The organism is Selenomonas sp. GACV-9 (genome assembly GCA_900116485.1).
GTDB lineage: Bacteria > Bacillota > Negativicutes > Selenomonadales > Selenomonadaceae > Selenomonas_A > Selenomonas_A ruminantium_G.
In genome coordinates this window covers 1-18,664 of sequence record FPAX01000010.1, presented here as the reverse complement: position 1 = coordinate 18,664, position 18,664 = coordinate 1, and the positions used below count along the sequence as shown (strand labels likewise).

13 protein-coding genes and 1 rRNA gene are annotated in these 18,664 nt (G+C 54.1%); 13 read left to right on the top strand and 1 reads right to left on the bottom strand.

Annotated features, from left to right (window positions below):
- The first annotated feature begins 51 nt into the window (after positions 1-51).
- From BM322_RS09105 to BM322_RS09090, 4 genes are all read left to right on the top strand, one after another.
- Complete coding sequence (locus tag BM322_RS09105) at positions 52-852, top strand: PTS mannose/fructose/sorbose transporter subunit IIC (RefSeq protein WP_075429832.1); 801 nt, start codon at positions 52-54, stop codon at positions 850-852.
- A gap of 25 nt (positions 853-877) precedes the next feature.
- Complete coding sequence (gene manZ, locus BM322_RS09100; protein ID WP_075429830.1) at positions 878-1,702, top strand: PTS mannose transporter subunit IID; 825 nt, start codon at positions 878-880, stop codon at positions 1,700-1,702.
- A 157-nt stretch (positions 1,703-1,859) separates the two neighbouring features.
- Positions 1,860-2,825 (top strand): 6-phosphofructokinase, encoded by a 966-nt coding sequence (pfkA, locus tag BM322_RS09095; RefSeq protein ID WP_075429828.1) that lies wholly within the window; start codon positions 1,860-1,862, stop codon positions 2,823-2,825.
- 109 nt (positions 2,826-2,934) lie between these two features.
- Positions 2,935-4,647, top strand: a complete 1,713-nt coding sequence (locus tag BM322_RS09090) for a diguanylate cyclase (protein WP_075429826.1) — start codon at positions 2,935-2,937, stop codon at positions 4,645-4,647.
- Positions 4,648-4,705: 58 nt separating this feature from the next.
- Here the strand turns inward: BM322_RS09090 and BM322_RS09085 are convergent, their stop codons facing one another.
- Entirely contained in the window at positions 4,706-5,965 is a 1,260-nt protein-coding gene (locus BM322_RS09085; protein WP_075429824.1) for a diaminopimelate decarboxylase, read from the bottom strand.
- A 197-nt stretch (positions 5,966-6,162) separates the two neighbouring features.
- Here BM322_RS09085 and BM322_RS09080 point away from each other — a divergent pair, with 197 nt between their 5' ends.
- The 9 genes from BM322_RS09080 to BM322_RS09040 form a co-directional block, all read left to right on the top strand.
- The gene (locus BM322_RS09080) at positions 6,163-6,534 is read left to right on the top strand and encodes a YkvA family protein (protein WP_075429821.1); all 372 of its coding nucleotides are present in this window, start codon (positions 6,163-6,165) and stop codon (positions 6,532-6,534) included.
- Between the two features lie 17 nt (positions 6,535-6,551).
- Positions 6,552-9,074, top strand: coding sequence for a DNA topoisomerase 3 (locus BM322_RS09075; RefSeq protein ID WP_075429819.1), 2,523 nt, complete (start codon positions 6,552-6,554; stop codon positions 9,072-9,074).
- A gap of 21 nt (positions 9,075-9,095) precedes the next feature.
- On the top strand, positions 9,096-10,319 hold the full coding sequence (locus BM322_RS09070; protein WP_075429817.1) for a DEAD/DEAH box helicase: 1,224 nt from the start codon (positions 9,096-9,098) through the stop codon (positions 10,317-10,319).
- Positions 10,320-10,337: 18 nt separating this feature from the next.
- On the top strand, positions 10,338-11,666 hold the full coding sequence (locus BM322_RS09065) for a hemolysin family protein (RefSeq protein WP_075429815.1): 1,329 nt from the start codon (positions 10,338-10,340) through the stop codon (positions 11,664-11,666).
- A 97-nt stretch (positions 11,667-11,763) separates the two neighbouring features.
- A complete protein-coding gene (locus tag BM322_RS09060; RefSeq protein WP_075429813.1) occupies positions 11,764-13,668 on the top strand; it encodes an ABC-F family ATP-binding cassette domain-containing protein in 1,905 nt (634 codons plus the stop codon).
- Between the two features lie 35 nt (positions 13,669-13,703).
- Positions 13,704-14,993, top strand: coding sequence for a hexokinase family protein (locus BM322_RS09055; protein WP_075429811.1), 1,290 nt, complete (start codon positions 13,704-13,706; stop codon positions 14,991-14,993).
- A gap of 31 nt (positions 14,994-15,024) precedes the next feature.
- The gene (gene rpoN, locus BM322_RS09050; protein ID WP_075429809.1) at positions 15,025-16,389 is read left to right on the top strand and encodes an RNA polymerase factor sigma-54; all 1,365 of its coding nucleotides are present in this window, start codon (positions 15,025-15,027) and stop codon (positions 16,387-16,389) included.
- A 370-nt stretch (positions 16,390-16,759) separates the two neighbouring features.
- The gene (locus BM322_RS09045; RefSeq protein WP_075429807.1) at positions 16,760-18,022 is read left to right on the top strand and encodes an NAD(P)/FAD-dependent oxidoreductase; all 1,263 of its coding nucleotides are present in this window, start codon (positions 16,760-16,762) and stop codon (positions 18,020-18,022) included.
- Between the two features lie 463 nt (positions 18,023-18,485).
- Positions 18,486-18,664, top strand: a 16S ribosomal RNA gene (locus BM322_RS09040); the annotation flags it as partial.

The following is an 18,664-nucleotide window of genomic DNA, read 5'->3' as shown; positions in this document are numbered from 1 at the left end:
GAAGGCTCCCTGCTGGGGGAAATTCATATTACATAATGGAGGGAATACACAATGAGCTCTATTCAAATCCTGCTTATCTTTATCTTTGCGACGATCGCAGGCATGGGGTCCTGCCTGGACGAGATGCAGACGCATCGTCCGCTGATCGCTTGCACGATCACTGGTCTTATTCTTGGTGATATGACGACTGGTATCATCATCGGTGGTACGCTTGAAATGATGGCACTTGGCTGGATGAACATCGGTGCTGCAATCGCACCGGATGCTGCACTGGCTTCGGTCATTTCGACGATCCTCGTCGTTGCCAGCCATCAGGACGTGGCAACTGGTATCGCTATCGCCATGCCGCTGGCTGCTGCTGGTCAGGTACTGGCTATCATTTGTAAGACGGTTTCCGTTGTGTTCCAGCACAAAGCAGACGATTACGCAGAAGAGGGGAATCTTTTCGGTATCGATCTGTGCAACTATGGCGCTCTGATCCTGCAGGGTCTCCGCGTCGGTGTTCCGGCTCTGCTCGTCGCTATGACGGTCGGCACGGGTGCTGTTGAGAATATGCTGAGTGCTATTCCGCCGGTTATCTCCGGTGGTCTTCAGGTCGCTGGTGGCTTCATCGTTGTCGTAGGTTATGCAATGGTCATCAACATGATGGGGGCTCAGTACCTCATGCCGTTCTTCTTCCTCGGTTTCGTTGTCGCAGCGTTCACGAACTTCAACCTCGTTGCTCTCGGTGTTATCGGTCTGGTAGCAGCTATCGTCTACATCCAGCTGAACCCGAAATATCAGGCAGTAGCCGCAGCTCCGGCAGCAGCAGCTTCCAGCTCTGGCGACGATCTTGACGACGAACTTGACTAAGCGCGAGTAGAGGAGGATATACATAATGGAAAAGAAAATTACTTCCAACGATTTTTTCTGGACGTTCGTCCGTTCTAACTTCCTGCAGGCATCCTGGAACATGGAGCGTATGCAGGGTCTGGGCTACTGCTTCGGCATGGTTCCAATCCTTCGCCGTCTCTATGAGGGTGAGGAACTCAAGAAGGCTATCAAACGTCACCTCGAGTTCTACAACACGCAGCCATTCGTAACGGCACCGATCATCGGTATCACGGCTGCTCTGGAGGAGAAGAAAGCCAATGGTGCTCCAATCGAAGATGGTGTTATCAACGGTATCAAAGTCGGTATGATGGGCCCTCTGGCTGGTGTCGGTGACCCGATTTTCTGGGGCACGCTCCGTCCGATCACGGCAGCTCTTGGTGCATCTTTCGCACTGACGGGCAGCATCATCGGCCCAATCCTGTTCTTCGTCCTGTTCAATGCCATCCGCCTGGCAGTCCGCTGGTACGGCATCAAATACGGCTATGCCAAAGGTACGGATATCGTCAAAGATATCGCTGGCAACAAGCTCCAGAAGATCACGGAAGGTGCTTCCATCCTCGGTCTGTTCGTCATGGGTGCTCTCGTCAACAAATGGACGTCGGTCAATATCCCGGTTGTCGTTTCGGAAATCACGAACGCCAAAGGTGAGCATGTCGTTACGACGGTTCAGGGTATCCTCGACCAGCTCATGCCGGGTCTTGTTCCGCTGCTCATGACCTTTGCCTGCATGGCACTCCTCAAGCGCAAGGTTAGCGCTATCACGATTATTTTCGGTCTGTTCGCAGTCGGCATCATCTGCTATGCCCTCGGTATCATGAACGTAAAATAAAACAGTGTTACAAAATTGGGAAAGGAGCTGATTTTCAGCTCCTTTTTCTGTTGAAAAGCTTTACTTTTATGGCTGAGTTTCGTAAAATAAAGTAGTATGGTTTGATAACAAAGATTTATCTGTTTATAGTTTTTGGTTTGGTAGGAGAGATGTTTCCATGATTAAAAAAGCGATTGCGGTAATGACATCTGGCGGCGACAGCCCGGGAATGAATGCGGCTGCCCGTGCAGTGGTCCGTACGGCATTGTATGAAGGTGTAGAGGTCTATGGCATCAACAACGGCTATCAGGGCATGGTTGACGATGATATCGTCCCACTCACGAGCCGCAGCGTAAGCGACCTCATCCAGCGCGGCGGCACGTTCCTCGGCACGGCACGCTGCATGGAGTTCAAGACGCCGGAAGGCCGCAAGAAGGGCTTTGATAACCTGATGAAACACGGCATCGAAGGTCTCGTTATCATTGGTGGTGATGGCAGCCTCACAGGTGGCAGCCTGCTCTCCAAGGAAACTGGTATGCCGATTGTCGGCCTGCCGGGCACGATTGATAACGATGTCTGGGGCATGGACTACACGATTGGCTGCGATACGGCTGCCAATACGATTGTCGATGCCATCAACAAGCTGCGCGATACGGCTTCGGCACATCGCCGCATCATGCTCGTTGAGGTCATGGGCCGCAACTCCGGCTGGCTGGCTATGATGGCTGGTATCGCTGGCGGTGCTGAGTATGTGCTCGTTCCAGAAGTCAAATATGACCTCGATGAGATGTGCCATGAGCTCAAGGCTATGTATGATGCCGGCAAACGTTACAGCATCATCGTCGTTGCTGAAGGTGCTGGCTCGGCTGTTGGCCTTGGCCAGGTCGTTGAGGAAAAGACTGGCATCGATACGCGTGTATCGGTACTCGGTCATATCCAGCGTGGGGGGTCGCCTACGGTTGAAGACCGCATGAAGGCCTCGATGCTGGGCGAGAAGGCAGCACTTGCCATCATCTCGGGCGCGACGAATGTCGTATTTGGCTTCAATGAAGGTAAGGTTGTCAGCGTCAATCTGTTTGATGCGGTCAATAATCAGAAGACACTGGATCCAGAACTCGTGCGTCTGGCCCGTGTGCTCGCATAAGCTGAATTTTATCAATCCCACTGGCAACAGTGGGATTTTTCTGCCACAGAGGATGTGCTAGGTAATGGTTGGTCGAAAATGCACTTTTAGACGGAATAGAATACAAGCAATGCTTATGCTGGTGGCCTGCCTGCTGTGTTTCATGATGCCGCAGGCTAGGGCCGAGGAACTCACGGGGCAGTGGTATTGGCAGCAGGACCCGGTGAGCGCAGGTGCGGAGACGAGTGAGGATGTCATCCAAAGAGCGTTGGCTGGCATGGGGGATTGGCAGCCTTATGATGCGCCAGCCCAGCCGCCATTTGAACGCGAGGAGAAGTACATCTGGCTTATGACGACATTGCCGCAGGGCGAGGAAATCCGCGATGCATCGCTGCTTATGACGGTGACGGACCAGAGCTTTGAGGTCTGGCTCGATGGGAAACGGATTTACAGCTACGGCGATATGGAACCGCGATTGATGTCTTATGGACAGAAATGGCACCTGATTCCGCTGCCAGCTGATTATGCCGGGCGGCATTTGTTTATCCGGGCGTATTCAGCGAATCCGTTATGCCTGGGGAATTTTGAACCCATCAAGCTCGATGCGAGTGTCGTGCAGATGTCGACGCTGCTGCAGCAGGATATCTCGTATATTGCCAATATTCCGCTCGCCGTGTTCATGATCCTGATCATGTTGATGTATTATATGTCGCCAAATGCGCCGAAGACACTCTATATGCAGCTGATCTTGTTCATGCTGGCTTTCGTGGTCTGGATGGTAAGTGTATCCAATACGAAGCAGCTTTTCCTGGATGCTCCGGTATTCTGGTGGGGCTTGCAGCGCATCGATGTTTACTTCTTCCCGATTTTGGCTAATTTGATCATCTACCGGGTGGTCGACAGGGAATACCGGCGGAGTACGTGGATGGCAATGCTGTCCTTTGTCGTGCTGCTCCTGATTGCTATCTTGTCGGAGGTCTTTGGCCTCAGTGGCCTCGATGGCTGTGCGTCGGCTTTCTATATCATGCTGCCAGCTATCGAGGGCATGGTGGCCTATTGGACGCTTCAGTCCGCTTGGCGCGGCAATAAGTATTGCCGCGCGCTTCTCGTGCCACTGCTGGGCTTGGTGGCTGCTGGTACCCTCGATGGTTTTTCCCGTCATTTCCATTGGCTGACGGCAAAGGGGTATTGGCTCCCGTATGGTACGATCACGATTGGCATTTTCGTCCTCTACATCGTGCAGCAGCAGATCCGGCGGGAACGCTTGCTGCTGGCACGGGCTGCTGGCCTTGAGGAGGCTGTGGCCGAGGCGGTGGCGCGCTCTGAGATTGACACTTTGACGCAGTGCTATAACCGCAACCGCATGCAGGCGGTGCTTGAGGCGGAAATCAGCCAACATCGGCAGGAAAAGGAACCGTTTTCACTCATCATGCTCGATATTGACTTTTTCAAGCATATCAACGATACGTATGGCCATGATGCCGGCGATGAGGTGTTGGCTACCTTTGCTGGTGTCATCCGCAACAACATCAAGAAGTCCGATATATTCATCCGCTGGGGCGGTGAGGAGTTCATCCTGATCTGCCGCGGCTGCTCGGGCGATGAGGCCTTCCTGGTAGCTGAGCGCCTGCGTCGTCAGGTGGAGTGGTCGCGGATCTTCAGCCAGCGCCGCATCACCTGCAGTGTGGGGGTGGCTTCCTGGCAGGGCGAAAATGACAGTGCCGCGCAGCTTATCAAGCGTGTGGATACGGCACTTTATACAGCCAAACGCAGCGGCCGCAATACGGTTTGCCGTGAACCTCAATTGTCTGATGAGGTCTTGGTGGCTGCTCATGCTAATTGATGATAATAAAAAACTGCTCAATACTTTGGGATTGAGCAGTTTTTGGCTATAGAAGCAATTATTTTACCAGTGAGCCTGGATATTTCAGTGTGGCGAAATAGTCGTCGATGGTCTGGGCGCGGCGGATGAGCTCGATGCTGCCGTCTTCACGCAGCAACAGCTCGGCGCACCAGAGCTTGCCGTTGTAGTTGAACCCCATAGCACTGCCGTGGGCACCGGTATCGTGGATGATCACGAGGTCGCCGATGTCGATCTTGGGCAGTTTGCGGTCGATGGCGAATTTATCATTGTTTTCGCAGAGCGAGCCCGTGACATCATAGAGATGGTCGCAGGGCTCATTTTCTTTGCCGGCAATCGTGATATGGTGGTAGGCACCGTAGAGGGCCGGGCGCATGAGATTGGCCATGCAGGAGTCAAGGCCGATGTAGTCTTTGTAAGTCTTCTTCTCATGCAGCACTGTCGAGACGAGCCAGCCGGCAGGGCCGGTCATGGCACGGCCGCTTTCGGTCATGAGACCGACGTCGCCGAGTCCGTTGGGAACCATCATCTCATCGTAGAGCTGATGGATGCCTTCGCCGATTTCCATGAGGTTCAGCGGCTGCTGATCGGGCTCGTAGGGGATGCCGAAACCGCCGCCGAGATTGACGAACTCGACATGGATGCCGAGTTTCTGCTTGAGTTCCACAGCCAGTGTGAACATCAGCTTGGCCGTGAACAGGAAGGCCTCGGTGCGGCGCTCGTTCGAGGCGACCATCGTATGGAGACCGAAACGGCGTACGCCCTTGTCCTGGGCCATTTTATAGGCCTCAAACAGCTGGTCGCGGGTCAGGCCGTATTTTGCCTCGGTCGGTTTGCCGATGATGTCATTGCCCTCAATAAGATCGCCAGGATTGTAGCGGAAACAGAGGATCTTCGGCAGGCCGGCATTCTTCTCGAGGTATTCGATATGGCTGATGTCGTCGAGGTTGATGATGGCGCCGAGTTCGATGGCTTTCTGGAATTCGTCGGCAGGGGTATCGTTGGAGGTCAAAAGGATTTCCTCGCCCTTCACGCCAGCGATGTCGGAGAGCAGCAGCTCTGCAAGGCTGCTGCAGTCGGTGCCAGCGCCTTCCTCATGCAGGATCTGCACGATGCGCGGGTTGGGCAGTGCCTTGACGGCGAACTGCTCGCGGAAGGATGGTGCCCAGGCAAAGGCTTTCTGCAGAGCGCGGATGTTCTCGCGGATGGCGTGTTCATCATAAATATGGAACGGCGTGGGATATTTGGCGATAATTTCCTGCAGCTGGGCTTTGTTCAGTGGGAATGTTTTTTTTGCCATATCGATACCTCCTGATAGATAGAGAGAACTATTCTTGATTGTAAATTTGTAAATAAATTATAACAAGACGGCATAACAAAGTCAACAGTTATAAAAAAATAGTATACTCATTCCATTCGTTCTTTTCATCAGCAGGTAGAAATGATACAATGGTTCTATATTATATAGAAGAAAAGGCCGTTATGAGGAGGATGAAGATGCGAAGATTCCTGAGTTTCTTGAAAGTGTTCCGCTATGATCTGATTGTGCTGCTTATGGCATTGCGTCATCGTGATACGCCGGGCCGCATCAAGGGGATACTTGCCTTTGCCCTCCTGTATCTCGTGAGTCCTGTGGACATCATTCCCGATGCCGTGCCATTTGCCGGCCTTATCGATGATGCGGTCATCGTGCCGACAGTTATCTGCGGCTTGACGAATCTGCTGCCCTCGCATGTGCGTCGATATGCGGAGACCCGCGCCGACCAGGCCACGCGTTATATGCCGGCGGTGCTTATTGCGGCATCACTGTTCGTGCTCGCCTGGATCGGGCTCATTGTCTATGGCTTGTGGCGGCTGTTTTTTGCTTGAGAAAGAGGAGTTTTATTTTGCGTTTATATATTGCCGAGAAACCGAGTGTCGGACGGGAACTGGCTAAGTGCCTGACTGGCCCGGTGGTGCGTCACGATGGCTATCTGGAGACGCGCGATGGCATCGTGACTTGGCTATTCGGTCATATCCTGCGGCAGGCTGAGCCGGATGAATATAATCCGCAGTACAAGCGATGGCGGGCCGAAGATCTGCCAATCATCCCTGACCAGTGGAAATTGTTTGTGGACAAGAACTGCGAGAAGCAGTTTGCCATCGTCAAATCACTGATTGAGAAGGCCGATGAGATCGTTCATGGCGGTGACCCAGATCGTGAGGGACAGCTGCTCGTCGATGAGGTGCTGGACTATATCGGCACGACGAAACCGGTCAAGCGCATCCTGCTCAATGCCCTGGATGAGACGAGTATCAAGAAGGCCAACAGCAGCCTGCGCGAGAACAAGGATTTCTTCAATCTCAAACAGTCGGCTCTGGCGCGTGCGCGCGCTGACTGGCTGATCGGCATGAACCTGTCGCGCGCCTATACGCTGGCGGCACGCCGGGCCGGGCATGATAAGCTCGTGCTGCCAATCGGTCGCGTCAAGACGCCGACGCTGGCACTGGTCGTGCGCCGCGAGCGCGAGATCGAGAATTTCAAGCCTGTTGATTACTACACAATCAAGGGTACCTTTGCTCATGCCAATGGTTCGTTCCAGGCGCAGTGGAAGCCTAAGGATACGATGGCGGGCCTCGACAGCGAGAACCGTCTGATCGACAAGCAGATAGCTGAAGACAAGCTGGCGTTCTTCCAAGAGATGCCGCATGCGGGCGTAATCACGGCCTATCAGAAGACGAAGAAACAGGAGCCGCAGCCGCTGCCCTTTTCGCTGTCGACGTTGCAGGTGCTGGCGGGCAAGATGTATGGCTATGCACCGCAGCTTGTGCTCGATACGGCCCAGAAGCTTTACGAGAAGAAGCTCACGACGTATCCGCGTTCGGATTGCGAGTATCTGCCGACGAACCAGTTCGGCGATGCGGGCAAGATCCTTCAGAATCTTGCTGCTGCTGGTGATGCTGAGGTGGCAGCCTGGGCACCGAAAGCGGATAGGAAGATCAAGAGCCGAGCGTGGAACGACAAGAAGATATCGGCCCACCATGCAATCATCCCGACAACGGTCCAGGCCAATGTGCTGACGATGACGGCGGAGGAGCGCAATCTGTATCATCTGATCGCGCGCGGCTATATCGCGCAGTTCTATCCAGTCCACACCTATGACCAGACGAAGGTCGAGGTCACCTATAAGGACGAATTGTTCACGGCCAGTGGCCGCACGGAGCGGGAGCTTGGCTGGAAAGAGATGTACCAGTCCAAGCGCAAGAAGTCCGATGAGGAAGATGAGAATAAGGAAGAGGACGAGAGCGATAAGACGCTGCCTGCCATGAAGAAGAAGGACGGCGTCGACTGGTCGGGGGGCGATATCACGCAGCGGGCGACCAAGCCGCCGGTGCGGTTCACGCCGTCGACACTCTTGGCCGGCATGAAGGAAATCCATAAATACGTCAAGAATCCCGAGGCCAAGAAACAGCTCAAGGATGTCTATGGCATCGGCACGGAGGCGACGCGGGCGACGATCATCGATGATCTGATCAAGCGCAAGTTCATGACGGCTAAGGGCAAGAAGAAATACCTGAGCCCGACGCCCGCGGCATTCCTGCTGGTCGATGCCCTGCCTGACGAGATGACATATCCGGATTCGACGGCTATCTGGGAGGATAAGCTTCATTCGATGTCGGAGGGCGATGGCTCCCTCGAGGAATTCCTCAAAGGACAGGTCGAGTTCACGCGGCGTCTCTGCGGCAAGGCGGGCAACGCGCGCATGGAGGTCAAGGGCGAGAATGTCTGCCCGCGTTGCCATCAAGGCGTGCTCTTGCAGCGCAAGGGCAAGAATGGTATCTTCTGGGGTTGCTCGAACTATCCGAAGTGCCGCATGACCTGCAACGATAAAGATGGCAAGCCGGACATGGCCGACGCACAGTCGCGGCTGGCTCGCAGCCCGCGCGCTATGGCACCGGCGGCCGTATCGGCCTCGGCAATGGCACGGCAGGACAGCAGTCCGCGCTACGGCCGTCCGGCAGCTGCGGAAAGCTATAGTGCGCCGCCGACGCCGGTGTATTCGGCCCAGTCGTATGCGGCCCCGTCGGCCCAGGATATGGAGGATCTGAACTCCCTGTTCTCGGCGGCCGATTATGAGGCCAGCATGGCTGATGCCATGCAGAACTATGTGCCGCCACAGCAGCAGAAAAAAAGCTGGCAGAACTGGGCCGATAAGCCCAAATACTCGGCCAGCCCCATGGAGCACATGGAGGAAAATACAGCTGTAAAGGCGAAAGATAGTAAGGATAAGGATAAATATCTCTGCCCGCGCTGCCGTGAGGGCCATCTGCGGCAGATACGCGGCAAGAACGGTACGTTCTGGGGCTGCACGAATTATCCGCGGTGCACGGCAACATTTGATGATGAGAAGGGAAAGCCTGTCATATAAGAGGCTTCAAAAGGAGAATAAATGACAACATTCAAAGAGTTAGGCATAAATGCGGCGCTGGCAGATGCTCTGGGCAAACAGGGCATTGCTGCGCCGATGGCGATTCAGGAAAAGACCATTGCCAAGGTGCTGGCAGGCAGCAATATCATCGGCCAGGCGCCGACGGGCACGGGCAAGACTCTGGCATATCTTCTGCCGGCATTGCAGCAGATCGATCCGGAGCTGCGGCAGGCCCAGGTGGTGATCCTGGCACCGACATATGAGCTGGCCATGCAGATTGCCAATGTTGCCCGCGACCTCAGCCAGGCAGCTGCCCTGGGCATCAAGGTACAGGGGCTCATCGGCGGGGCCAATATCGCCCGCCAGATCGATAAGCTCAAGGAGAAACCGCAGCTGATCGTTGGCTCTGCCGGCCGCATCATCGAGCTGGCGCGCAAAGGCAAGCTCAAGCTGCAGCAGGTAAAGCTGCTGGTGCTTGACGAATTCGACCGCTTGCTTGATGATCAGAACCTGCAGAATACAGCCGATGCTGTGCGCCTGCTGCCCAAGGAGCGTCAGGTCATCCTGTTCTCGGCAACGGCACCGAAAAAGGCGCTGGAGCGCGCAGATTTCCTCGAGCATCCTGAGCACATCGTCATCGAGGCCGATCCTGAGGTCATGGCGGCCCGGGAAGATTATTACCTCATGACGCCGTTCCGTGACAAGATCGAGAATGTGCGCAAGCTCACGCGCAATCTGGGGGTAAAGCGCGGGCTCGTATTCATCAACCGCGTCTACGATGCGGAAAAGACACTGGCACGCCTGCGCTATGATGGCATCCGCGCGGAGTCCCTGCTGGGCCACAGTAACAAGCAGGCGCGGCAGAAGGCCATTGCCGATCTCAAGAAGGGCCGCATCCAGCTGCTGCTGTCGACGGACCTTGCCGCGCGCGGGCTCGATATCGATGGCGTGGACTATGTATTCAATCTAGATCTGCCCGAGGATGCGCAGGTCTATCAGCACCGGGCTGGCCGCACGGCAAGAGCCGGCGCCAAGGGTGCGGTCATAACGCTAGCCGATATCAAGGAGGCTTATAAGCTCGAGCAGCTCGAAAAGCGTCTCGACATAGCCTTCAAGCCCCTCAAGAAGGCGAAAAAAGCGCCGGCGGGCAAGGATAAGAAAAAGAAACAGAAACAGCGCCCTTATAGGGCCTATCAGCAAAAGGGCTTGCCGAAGGATAAGATGGCAAAGCCAGTCAAACAGTAAGCAGGAGGGAAATTTATCTTGGATATCGTGCCGATACTATTGCAGTTAGTACTGGTTGTATTCCTGATTTTCATGAACGGTTTTTTTGTCGCAGCGGAGTTCGCTTGCGTCAAGATACGGCCATCGCGTCTGGAAACGTTGATTCAGGAGGGCAGCCGGCGGGCGGTTTACGCCAAACGGCTGACGGATCATCTCGATGCTTCGCTTTCGGTTACGCAGCTGGGCATCACGCTGGCCTCTTTGGGCCTTGGCTGGGTTGGCGAGCCGGCTGTGGCCACCTTGATCCTGCCAGTCACGCAGGTGCTGGGCCTTGATGCAGCGATTGGTCATACGATTTCGCTGGTGATTGCCTTTTCTATCATCACGGCCGGTCATATCATCCTCGGCGAGCTCACGCCAAAGACCATGGCCATCCAGAGCGTCGAGAAAATCATGTTGTCCGTCGCCCTGCCGATGCTGATCTTCCACAAGATCATGTATCCGTTTGTCTGGCTGCTCAATCATGTGGCCAACTGGGTCACGCAGCGCATGGGCTTTGAGGCGGCAACTGAGGGGGAGAATGCTCATACTGAAGAAGAGATCCGCCTGCTCATGGAGGAGAGCCACCGGCAGGGGCTTATCGATGATACTGAGGCGAATTTCGTCGACAATGTCTTTGATTTCACAGAGCTCAATGTCCGTGAGATCATGACGCCGCGTACCGATATGGTGGTGCTCTACCTCGAGGACAGCTTTGAGGACAATCTGGAGATTATCATGGAGGAGCAGCTGACGCGTTACCCCATCTGCCGTGAGGACAAGGATCATATCATCGGGTTCCTGCATGTCAAGGACCTCATGAAAATGATGGTGGAGGGCAGGAAACCGAATTTGCGCAAACTGGCTCGCAAGGCCCTTGTCGTGCCAGAGAGCATGGATGTCAACGTGCTCCTGAAGACGATGCAGGGCAGCCATTCACAGCTGGCCATTGTCGTCGATGAGTTCGGCGGCACGGCTGGCATGGTGACTATCGAAGATATCGTCGAGGAAATCGTCGGCGACATCCAGGATGAGTTTGACGAGGAGCGGCCGACGGCAGAAGACCGTGGCAATCACGTCTACTCGGTCGATGCCAAGATGCTGTTGGAGGAACTGGCAGACATCCTCGAGATTGAGATTGAGGATGAGGATGTGGACAGCGTCGGCGGCTGGCTCTACGACCAGCTTGGTGGTGAGCCGCAGGTGGGGCAGATGGCCGCCGCCGCCGGCAATCTGCTGTTTGTCGAGGAAGTCGACGGCGCGCGGATTACGCGGGTGCTCGTGAAACTGGCGAATCCCTTGACCGAGGCGCATGAAGAAATCGTTTGATTTGGCGTGTTGTAACAAGTTACGGCCTTTGTACTAGGTTTTTCATGCCAAAACAATTATAATGAAAGAGCCTGTTGTAAGTTAGGAAGATTATTGCATGATAATTACAATCGAGAATTTTGCCAAGAGCTATGGAGAAAAACAGCTTTTCCAAGGGGTAAATTTCAGCATGGATGAAGGGGACAAGGTCGGCATCGTCGGCATCAATGGTACAGGCAAGTCGACATTCCTCAAGGCGATTGCCGGGCTTACGCCAGTGGACGAGGGTACGATGATTACGATGAAGGGCCTGCGCATCGAGTATCTGGCGCAGGACAAGGTCTTTGATCCGGAAAACACGGTCCTGATGGAAGTGTTCCGCGGCATGACCCCGCTCATGCAGGCCTTGCGCGGCTATGAGCTGGCGCTGGCTGAAGCGGCGAGACATCCCGAGGATAAGGCCGTCCAGCAGCAGATCATGACCTATACGGCCAAGATTGATGAGCTTGACGGTTGGCAGATCGAGAGTGCGGCTAAGACGGTGCTGACGAAATTGGGCATTGGCGACTATACGGCTAAGGCTGGCACGCTCTCGGGCGGTCAGCAGAAGCGGCTGGCCCTGGCAACGGCGCTTATCCAGCCCTGCGACCTGCTGCTTTTGGACGAGCCGACAAACCATCTCGACAGTGAGACGATCGTCTGGCTCGAGGAGTATCTCAAGGGGCAGAAGTGCGCGGTGCTGATGGTCACCCATGACCGTTATTTCCTCGATCATACGGCGGCGAAGATTCTCGAGCTGGACAAGGGCCAGGCCTACACTTACAGCGGCAATTACTCGGATTTCCTGGAGCAGAAGGCGGCGCGCATCGAGCGCGAGCAGGCCAGCGAGCAGAAACGCCAGAATTTCCTGCGCAACGAGCTCAAGTGGCTCCGCCGCGGGGCACAGGCGCGCTCGACCAAGCAGAAGGCGCGCATCGAGCGCTATGAGGAAGTCAAGAATCAAAGCGTCGACCTTGATCGGGGCACGGTGGAAATCGGTCTTGCCGGCAGCCGTCTGGGACGCACGGTCATCGAGCTTGACCATGTGCATTATGAGGTGGATGGGCAGATCATCATCAAGGATTTTTCGTATACGCTGCTGCGCAATGACCGGGTGGGCATACTCGGCCCCAACGGCACGGGCAAGTCTACCCTGCTCAACATCCTGTCAGGCCGCTTGCAGCCCACAAGCGGTACCGTTACCATCGGGCAGACGGTAAAGATCGGCTATTTCACCCAGCGCAACGTCGAGATGGACGAGCGTTTGCGGGCCATCGAATACATCCAGGAGGCAGCGCATCATATCACGCTGGCAGATGGTACGCGGATCTCAGCGTCACAGCTGATGGAGCGGTTCCTGTTCCCCGGCAATCTGCAGTGGACACCAATCTCCCGGCTGTCGGGCGGCGAGAAACGGCGGCTGTATCTTTTGCGCGTGCTCATGGAGGAGCCAAATGTGCTGCTCTTAGACGAGCCGACCAATGATCTCGACCTTGAGACCATGGCGGTGCTCGAGGCCTTCATCGATGATTTCCGCGGGGCTATCGTATTCGTTTCCCATGACCGTTTCTTTGTCGACCGTCTGGCCGAGAAGGTCTTTGCCTATGAAGACGATGGCACATTGACTATGTATGCGGGGGGCTATTCCTACTACAAGGAAAAGCTCGCAGCAAGAGCTGCGGTTGAGCAGCAGGAAACGGTGCGGGAGGTGCAGCCCGTGAAAGGGCAGGCGCGCAGTGCACCGCGCACAGAGGCGAAACCAAAGCTTACCTTCAAGGAACAGAAGGAGTATGCGGAAATCGAGGGCATCATCGCGAGCAAGGAAGGCGAGCTCAAGGTCGTGCAGCTGCAGATGGCGCAGAATGCAGCCGACTATGGCCGGCTGAACGAACTGAGCAAAGAGGAAAGCCGGCTGCAGGCTGAGCTGGAGCAGCTTATGGAGCGCTGGGCATATCTGGAGGAAATTGCTGAAAACCAGCAATGACTTATAAATTCAAGAGGTAAAAGGAGACAGTAACCATGGCATTCGACAAGAATCTATTTGAGGACATCATCCGGGAATTCACGGTAAATGGCGAGCAGCTGCATGAGATTGCGGCTGATTTCCGCTATGACCTGGTCAAGGGGCTGGAAAACCCTGACGAGTCTTCGCTGCGCATGCTCAAATCCTATGTAGGCCTGCCGACGGGCAAGGAGACGGGCGAGTATCTGGCCCTGGATTTCGGTGGTACGAACGTGCGCGTACTGCGCATCCGTCTTGAGGGCGCAGGCAAGTTTGAGGTAGTCAAGAAAGTGGCCAAACCGCTGCGCGTGGAGGGCGTCTATGATTTTGTCGGTGCTGGTTCGACGGCTGAGCAGATGTTTGACTTTATCGCTGAGCTCGTGGATGAAGCCGTGGAAGGTGACCATGAGACGAAGTATCTGCTGGGCCACACGTTCTCGTTCCCATCGGAGCAGACGGATCTCTACAATGCCAAGCTCATCATCTGGACGAAGGAGTTTGCTACGGCTGGTGTCGAGGGTGAGGTTGTCAATGACCTGCTCAAGGCAGCACTGCATCGCCAGGGCATCGACAATGTTGAGCCGACGGCTGTCATCAACGATACGGTCGCAGTACTGCTGGCCGCTGCCTACAAGCAGCCGGATATCTACATCGGCTCGATTTATGCGACGGGACATAATACCTGCTACCTTGAGCCGTATGCTGACAGTGCGGCTGAGCCGATGATCCTGAACCTCGAGTCGGGCGGCTTCATGAAATTGGCGCCGAACCGTTTTGATGTCGAATATGACAAGAATTCGGAGAAACCGGGCGAGCAGCGTCTCGAGAAGATGGTATCGGGCCGCTACATGGGCGAGCTCTTCGGTATGGCTATGGCCGAACTGCTGGGCGAAAAAGGCAAGGCCTATGGTTTCACGAGCATCGACATGAGCAATATCATTGTCGATGAGAGCGCTGATCGTGCGAAAGTGGCTGAAATCGTTGCCGCTAAGACGGGCAAGACGCTGGAGCTGGCAGACTGCGAGCTCGTCCAGCAGCTGGCCTCGGCTCTCGTGGTCCGTTCGGCACGCCTGGTTACGGCATCCTTTGTCGGCATCATCTGGCAGCAGGCCGGCAAGGGCAAGCCGCAGAAACAGCATATTGCCGTCGACGGTTCGGTCTATGAGAAGATGCCGCTGGCTAAGGAGAATATCATGCGTGCTCTTTCGGAACTCCTCGGCGAGGATGCGGCTGAGATCGACACGGTCCTTGAAAATGGTGGTTCGGGCCTTGGCGCAGCCATAGCGGCAGCAATGTCGCAGAAATAAGGTATATTTCCAGCGAAGGAGTCCCTTTTTTATGCAAGCAGAACAATCACTGAATATGAATCTCTCGCAGCATCTGGCGATGACGATGAAGATGCAGCAGGCTATACAGATCCTGCAGCTCTCCGCTCAGGATCTGCGGGCTGAGATCGAAAAAGAATATCTGGAGAATCCTGCGCTGGAAATGGATTATGGCGATGGAGCACCTGCGGCAGAGGATAATCTGCTGCAGGCAGACACCTTGTCACGGTTAAATGATTATCTGGGCGAGGATAATGGCTCGGCTGGATACTTCGGCGATGAGCAGGAGCGTAGCTTTGAGGCTGCTGAGGCAGAAATGCTGACGCTGGAGGACGAGCTGCTCGAACAGGTCAAGTTTACGTTCACCGCAGTGACGGAGCGGGCAATAGCTACATTCATTGTCGGTTCGATTGATGAGCGTGGCTATCTGGTGGTATCGCTGGCTGAGATTGCTCGGGCCATGCAGGCCACGGTAGCAGAGGTGGAAAGTGTTCTCATGCAGGTACAGGCTTTCGATCCTGCTGGCGTCGGTGCCCGCGACCTGTCCGAGTGCCTGCGCCTGCAGGCACAGCGGCAGGGAATCTATGAGGGCCTCGTGGCGGCAATCATTGAAAAGCATCTCGATGATGTTGCCCAGTCGCGTATCAAGGAAATCGCGGTGGCCGAGCACTGTCGTCCGCAGGAGGTCCAGCTGGCGGTCGATATCGTCCGTCGTTTGGATCCCAAACCTGGTGCTGCCTATGGCGGTGAGATAGCGGCTTTTATAACGCCGGATGTCATCGTGCAGGAGGTTGATGGCGATTACCGGATAAGTTTCAATGATAACTATGTGCCGCAGCTGCGGATTTCGGCAGCGTATCAGCATGCTGAGTCATTCGATGAGAAGACACGCAAGTATATCACGCAGCGTCTTAACGCCGCAGCCTGGCTTATCAACAGCATTGAGCAGCGGCGGACGACTATCCGCCATGTGGTGGAGGAAATCCTGCGGCGTCAGCCGGAGTTTTTGGCCCAGGGCAAGACTGCCCTGCAGCCGATGACGATGAAAGACGTTGCCGATGCGATTGGTGTCCATGAGTCAACGGTCAGCCGGGCAGTAGCCAATAAATACGTGCAGCTGCCCAACGGCATTATGGCTTTGCGGCGTTTCTTCACGGCGAATCTGGCTAAAAACGGCAGCGGGGAAGACTTTGCGGCTGTGCAGGCCAAGGCGGCAATCGAGGAAATGATCAAAGGTGAGGATCCGCATAAGCCGCTCAGCGACCAAAAGCTCTGTGAACTGCTCAAAGCGCGGCAGATGGACCTGTCGCGGCGGACTGTCATGAAATATCGCGAACAACTAGGATATCCATCTTCGGTCAAACGCAAACGCTATTGAGCGGCTGCGTTTGACCGGAGCAATCCTGAAAGGTGCCGGGGGAACCTGGCATCTTTTTTATTTGACTTTGTTACGCTTTTCACGTTCAAAGAAAATCAAAAAGGACAGAATAAGCTGATAATTTACAAAGAAATAGGATGCAATAATAAGTTTACAGAAAAATGTAAATATCCTATTGCATTTGTCTCAGAACGTGTTATGATAGTACCCGTAGACATTCAAACAAAGGTTGGACGCTAACTGAGTAAGTTCAAAAAAACACGTTCTCCAAGAATTGTCTTTTATTTTTAGCAATTAAAGTGATTTTTTTCACTTTATCGTTTATTAGCTACTGTGTAATCTTGCTGATGGATGCTGGGAGGGCTTTATCATGGCAGACAAGAAACCTCGTATTGTAATTGTTGGCGCTGGCTTTGGTGGTGTAAAGCTGGCAAAACTGTTCGCAAAGGATGACGTGGAAGTCATGCTGGTGGACCGTCATAATTTTCATCTGTTCCAGCCGCTGTTGTATCAGGTGTCGACGGCAGTCCTTTCTACCGATGAGATCGCTTATCCTATCCGCACGTTCTTCCGCAAGAACAAGAATGTGGAATTCTTCATGGCCAAAGCCCAGGGCGTTGACCAGCAGCGTAAAGTGCTGCTGACGAATCATGGCGAGATTGCTTATGATTATCTGATCCTGGCTGCTGGTGCCACGACGAACTTCTTCGGCATGGACAATGTCGAGAAGAATTCCTATGGCATGAAGACGCTGCAGGAGGCTATCCATATCCGCAACCATGTCATCCATATGTTTGAGCGTGCCAACAAGCATGAGGACAATGAGGAGATTCGCCGCCGCATGCTGAGCTTTGTCGTTGTCGGCGGCGGCCCGACGGGCATCGAGGAGGCTGGTGCAATCTCTGAGCTTATCGGCATCCAGAAGAAAGAATATCATAATCTAGATTTTGACGAAGTCAGTGTCAGCCTGATTGAGGCAACGGACAGCGTCCTGCCGATGATGGCACCGAATCTTCGCGATTATACGGTCAAAGTCCTGCGCAAGAAGGGCGTCAATGTTATGCTCAATACCCAGGTCGTTGACTACGATGGCAAGACGCTCAAGCTGAAAGATGGCCGGGAGATCCCGACGCAGACAGTCATTTGGGCTGCTGGTGTCAAAGCTGTACCGTTCATTGCCAACTGCGGCAGTGAGGTCGATCGCGCTGGCCGTATCATCGTCAATGAAAAATTGCAGGTAGAGGGAGCCACTGATGTCTTTGCCATCGGCGACTGCGCACACTTCCAGCACGGTACAGAGCGTCCGCTGCCGACGGTAGCACCGGTGGCTACTCAGCAGGCACAGGTTGCCCATGATAATATCATGAAACTCATCCATGGGCAGCAGGACCTGGCTGATTTCCAGTATAAAGACCTTGGTGCTATGGCGACGATTGGCCGTGGCGAGGCTGTGGTCAACAAGACGAGCATGAATCCGCAGATGACGGGTTTCATGGCTTGGTGTGCTTGGATGTTTGTTCATCTGATCCGCCTGGCTGGTGCGCATACGAACCTTACTGTAGCCATCAAGTGGACGTGGAACCTGCTTTCCGGCACACGCCTTGGCCGCATTATCACGAATATCCAGCTTTGATTGAAGGGGGCTAAACGGCCCCTTTTATTTATTTTTGAGTTTTTTATAAAAAGGGTGTTGACATATCGGCAAAAGGCGTGTATCATAATACAAGTCGCTGAGAGATACGGCAACGGAAAACAATCGGCAAGCCTTGAGTGGCAAGTGATTGGAAGCTGTTGCTTCCGAAAAAGAATTTAAAAAGTTCTTGACAGAAAGAAATCGATGCGATACAATAAATGAGTCGCTGAAATGAGCGACGGAGATTGTTCTCTGAAAACTAAACAATGTAAAATGAAATCATGCAACATGATTTAAGCCAGATGTTTTAAAAAACATCGATTGGTATGAACAACATAGCAATCGGCAATTTCTTAAGCAGCGAACAGCAATCTTGATTGCTTGTGAGTCGCTTACATAAATTACTTCAGTAATTTATGAACCATATGATAATTGAGAGCTTGATTGAGTTCTTCAATATGATTTATTGGAGAGTTTGATCCTGGCTCAGGACGAACGCTGGCGGCGTGCTTAACACATGCAAGTCGAACGAGACGATTGAAAGCTTGCTTTTGAGAGTCGAGTGGCAAACGGGTGAGTAACGCGTAGACAACCTGCCGCAAAGATGGGGACAACAGTCCGAAAGGACTGCTAATACCGAAT

Bases quoted from the DNA above. Each gene is read 5' to 3' on its own strand.
- BM322_RS09105 (WP_075429832.1), top strand. From the start codon at position 52: ATGAGCTCTATTCAAATCCTGCTTATCTTTATCTTTGCGACGATCGCA.
- manZ (WP_075429830.1), top strand. From the start codon at position 878: ATGGAAAAGAAAATTACTTCCAACGATTTTTTCTGGACGTTCGTCCGT.
- pfkA (WP_075429828.1), top strand. From the start codon at position 1,860: ATGATTAAAAAAGCGATTGCGGTAATGACATCTGGCGGCGACAGCCCG.
- BM322_RS09090 (WP_075429826.1), top strand. From the start codon at position 2,935: ATGCTTATGCTGGTGGCCTGCCTGCTGTGTTTCATGATGCCGCAGGCT.
- BM322_RS09085 (WP_075429824.1), bottom strand. From the start codon at position 5,965: ATGGCAAAAAAAACATTCCCACTGAACAAAGCCCAGCTGCAGGAAATT.
- BM322_RS09080 (WP_075429821.1), top strand. From the start codon at position 6,163: ATGCGAAGATTCCTGAGTTTCTTGAAAGTGTTCCGCTATGATCTGATT.
- BM322_RS09070 (WP_075429817.1), top strand. From the start codon at position 9,096: ATGACAACATTCAAAGAGTTAGGCATAAATGCGGCGCTGGCAGATGCT.
- BM322_RS09060 (WP_075429813.1), top strand. From the start codon at position 11,764: ATGATAATTACAATCGAGAATTTTGCCAAGAGCTATGGAGAAAAACAG.
- BM322_RS09055 (WP_075429811.1), top strand. From the start codon at position 13,704: ATGGCATTCGACAAGAATCTATTTGAGGACATCATCCGGGAATTCACG.
- rpoN (WP_075429809.1), top strand. From the start codon at position 15,025: ATGCAAGCAGAACAATCACTGAATATGAATCTCTCGCAGCATCTGGCG.
- BM322_RS09045 (WP_075429807.1), top strand. From the start codon at position 16,760: ATGGCAGACAAGAAACCTCGTATTGTAATTGTTGGCGCTGGCTTTGGT.